This is a genomic window from Campylobacter sp. BCW_6873 (assembly GCF_001762365.1).
Lineage (GTDB): Bacteria > Campylobacterota > Campylobacteria > Campylobacterales > Campylobacteraceae > Campylobacter_D > Campylobacter_D jejuni.
Window position 1 is genome coordinate 1 of record NZ_MJWS01000023.1, and the last position, 3,631, is coordinate 3,631.

Here is a 3,631-nt window from a genome sequence, read left to right on the forward strand (position 1 = left end):
AAAGAACCTTGCTTTATCACTTTATATTTAAAAGATGAACACAATAAACCCATTGCTAATGCTAAAATCATTATCAAAGGTTTTAAACATGATGAAGCTTTAAGAGTAGTTAATCTAAAAAGACGCAGTGATGAAAAAGGTAAAATAAGATTTGATAAAGAAAAGTATTTTAGCGATTGTTATAGCTTTAAAGTAAAGCTTGATGAAAGTGAAGCTTATTTTCCTACTCCTTTACAAAATGCTAAAAGAATATTTAATAATTATACCCATCACAAAGTTGGACTTATACTTAAATTTAAAGCTAAAGATCATTTAGTTTATGATGGATTTAATCTCTATCATTATAAAGGAAATGAATTAATTAATTCTTATATGGCAAGAAGTGGTACTGCTAAGGCAGATAATGAAAAAAGAAGTAAAAAGCAAATTGCAAATTATTTTTACCAAGATGAAAAAGATAAAAGCAAAAGTGGAAAGGCTTATTTTTACTATGATGATGAAAGTATTAAAGATAGATTTGGCACTTTACCTGAAGGGGAGTATTATTTAAAAATCAATGAAATAGCTAAAGATACTAACCCTAGCTTTTTAAAAGATTATCCCTTTGAAATAGGAAAAACCTGGGGAAGATACTGCGTAAGATTATATACTGATAAAGAATGCTCTAAAACTTTTAAAGAAGTAAAAATAAAAGAAAGTAATGAAAAAGAAAACAAAACAAGCAAAAAAGATAAAAAAGAGCAAAGCATAATAAAAGATAATCTATATCTTTATAGCATCAATGAAAAGGGAGAGTTTGGCAGTAATGGTAGCATAGGTATAGCACAAGCACAGTTATTAGAGGATTTAAGTAAGCAAGCTAAGTTTATACAAGATGAGAAGGAAGGAATTGTTTCTTTAAGAGTAGAGTATCCTAAGCAAGAGAAATCTAAAGTAAATTTCATAAAAGAAATAGAATGGGAACTCGATGAAGATGAAGATGTGGTAAGTGCTGAAAAAAGTGTAAGGATTATTATCGATGAAAAGGCAAATTTTGCACCAGGGACTTATGTAGAATGCGAAGTTGATGGTTTAGAAGATGATGTAAATATCGTTTGGGCTTTAGCTCAAATTCAAAATGAAGCAAGACTTCAAAGAATTTTAGAAGGTAAAGAGCATTTAGAATTTAAAGATATAAAGTTTTTAAAAGACGAAAGTAAATATTTTCATGAATGCTGGGAAATGGATGATGAGGAAAAAGATGAAGAATTTGAAAAAATAGGCTTTAGTTTACCTCTAACAAGGGCTAATGAAGAAGAATTTGATAAATATTATGCTTTAGTTTTTGCTTATGAAGATAAAAATAAATTTAAAAGACTTCCTAATTTAAATGATGCTTATAAAATCATAGATATGAGTTTTAAAGTTGGCTCTGGTAGAGATGATAGGGTGAAAGAATTATTTACAAGAGAGGAGCTAAAAGCCCTTAATGTATATAATCTTAACCGACAAAAATCAATCGATAGTGTTGAAGAGGCAAATTGGTTTTTAAGGGCAAATTTAAAAAATCAAGAAAAAAGAGACTTTTTTACCTATCTCAGAACCTATCCTCAATTTGCCGGAAAAATCGCTTATATATACTATAGATTTGATTTAATCAATAAGGAATTTTTAACAAGTATATCAGAAAAAGATAAAGGAAATTATCTTCAAGATAGAGATGGCAAATATATTAGCACCATAATTAATAAAATTTTACCTTTAGAGTATAAGAATGGTAAAAGTTTTAAACAATTCCACACAGAGCTTTTAAATAACAAAAACAGAGATCTTAAAGAATGTAAAGATTTTCTAAAAGCTTTAACTCAAACTCTTTGTAAAGAATTTAATTTACCTTTAGAAAATGTAGTGTTTTATAGCCAAAAGCCTAGCGGATCTTTATCATTTGGAGCTTATGAAGAAAATAAGGTCAGATTAAATCAATACATTTTAAAAGCTTATTTTAAAGAATTTGCAAAAACGGTTTTTCACGAATGTAGGCATTTTTATATAGAAAAATATTATAATCACAATATGGATGCTCTAGGCAGATATGTTTTTTATTCTGAAAAAGCTTATATCAATGAGAAAATTATTTTTGATAAATTTAGTAGAATTTGCGATCCTAGTGAGAATTATTTAGTAGGTTGCAATATAGGTGCTATACAAGATGCTTATGAAATTCAGCCCAATGAAAGAGATCCAAGATATGTAGAAACCCTCATAGGTAGAAGTTTATAATCAAGGAAAATAATGAAAACTATAAAAATACCGCTTAAAGATTATATCTCCAATATAAGAGAAGATAAAACTATTTACTTGGGCTTGCAAAGTGATATGAGTATAAAAGGACTTGATGAAGAATTCTTAAAAAAAGAATATAATCTTAAGAGAAATTTCAAATTTGAAACAAGCATTTATTTAGGTAAAATTATAATCAAAGAAAAAAATATCATTTTTAAAGCTTTTAATATTGGTGAGAATTGCTTTGAAGGACTTAAAGAACTTTTCTTCAAAAATAACCCCTATAAAATTATAGATAATTTAGAATTAAAAAAATATTTCTTAAAACTTTATAAAGATAATATTGAATTTTTAACTTCTTATATTAATGAAATTAATCAAGTTCATGGTATTAAACTTTACTATATCGAAAATAAAAATTTAAATAAATTTGAACTAATTTCAATGCTAGATGAAATGGTGCAAAAAAATGACTATGAAGTAGTAGATTTTAGCGATGATTTATTTTATTCTTATCTTGTATGGAGTTTGAGAAAATTTATCATTGCTTATGATATAGGTTTGTATCAAGATAAAAATAATTTATTTTTTAATTTAGCTACCTATAAAATACATAAGAATCATTCTTTTTATATAGAAGCGAGTAATCATTTAAATTTTAATCTTATTGAATTATTTTTCTCAAATACCTCTCCTTTGGAATATGCTGTGGGTTATTTGCAAAAAGAAGAGATAATATATAATGGGGCTTTAGAATATTCTTTAGGAACTCTTCAAAAAACTTTAAATACCACAACCCAATTTCATAATAAATTTTATTTTAAACTAAAAGAAAGACCCTTTGAATATGCGCAATACTTTAAACAAAAATAGACTTAGTTGAAATAAATTAAATTTGCTCACTTTAATGCAATCAATCAGGATGAAAAATCGGCGTGAAGACTGACTTATTTTAGAAAGTTTATTTAGAAAAGATGAGCAATAAAAAGTAAAAGAAATATATTTTATAGGATTTTTGACATAAAAATAATTATAATCGGCTTTTGTGTATAGTTGTTGTATTTAGATTTGCATGCTTTAATTTTATTGTATGACTGCAAGGTTTGTTCCTTTGGCGGTTAATTTCATAGCTAAAAGTGTGCCTTAATAAGCGCAGTCCTTTCTTGAGAAAGAGGAGGTGTTGAATTTGAGTATTCTTTTGATAGTGAAAAAGAAGCCATTGATAAAATGTTGCAGATGAATTATGAACAAAAAAATACGATGGAAAAGACATCAAAGAATATCTAACAAAAGAAGTAGCACTAAGAATCATCAAAGAAGAAAAACTAGAAGTGATTTGGTATGATGAAGCACTTAAACCTTTATGTGC

Annotated in this window: 1 protein-coding gene and 2 pseudogenes; all 3 read left to right on the forward strand. The window is 26.7% G+C overall.

Translation table 11 applies throughout. The annotated features are described in order from the left end of the window. Positions 1–2,259 (forward strand): annotated as a pseudogene (locus AJ932_RS10720) (hypothetical protein); the annotation flags it as partial. A 12-nt stretch (positions 2,260–2,271) separates the two neighbouring features. Continuing rightward, the gene (locus AJ932_RS00625; protein ID WP_052781601.1) at positions 2,272–3,135 is read left to right on the forward strand and encodes a hypothetical protein; all 864 of its coding nucleotides are present in this window, start codon (positions 2,272–2,274) and stop codon (positions 3,133–3,135) included. Between the two features lie 294 nt (positions 3,136–3,429). Continuing rightward, positions 3,430–3,631, forward strand: a pseudogene (locus AJ932_RS10940) (hypothetical protein); the annotation flags it as partial.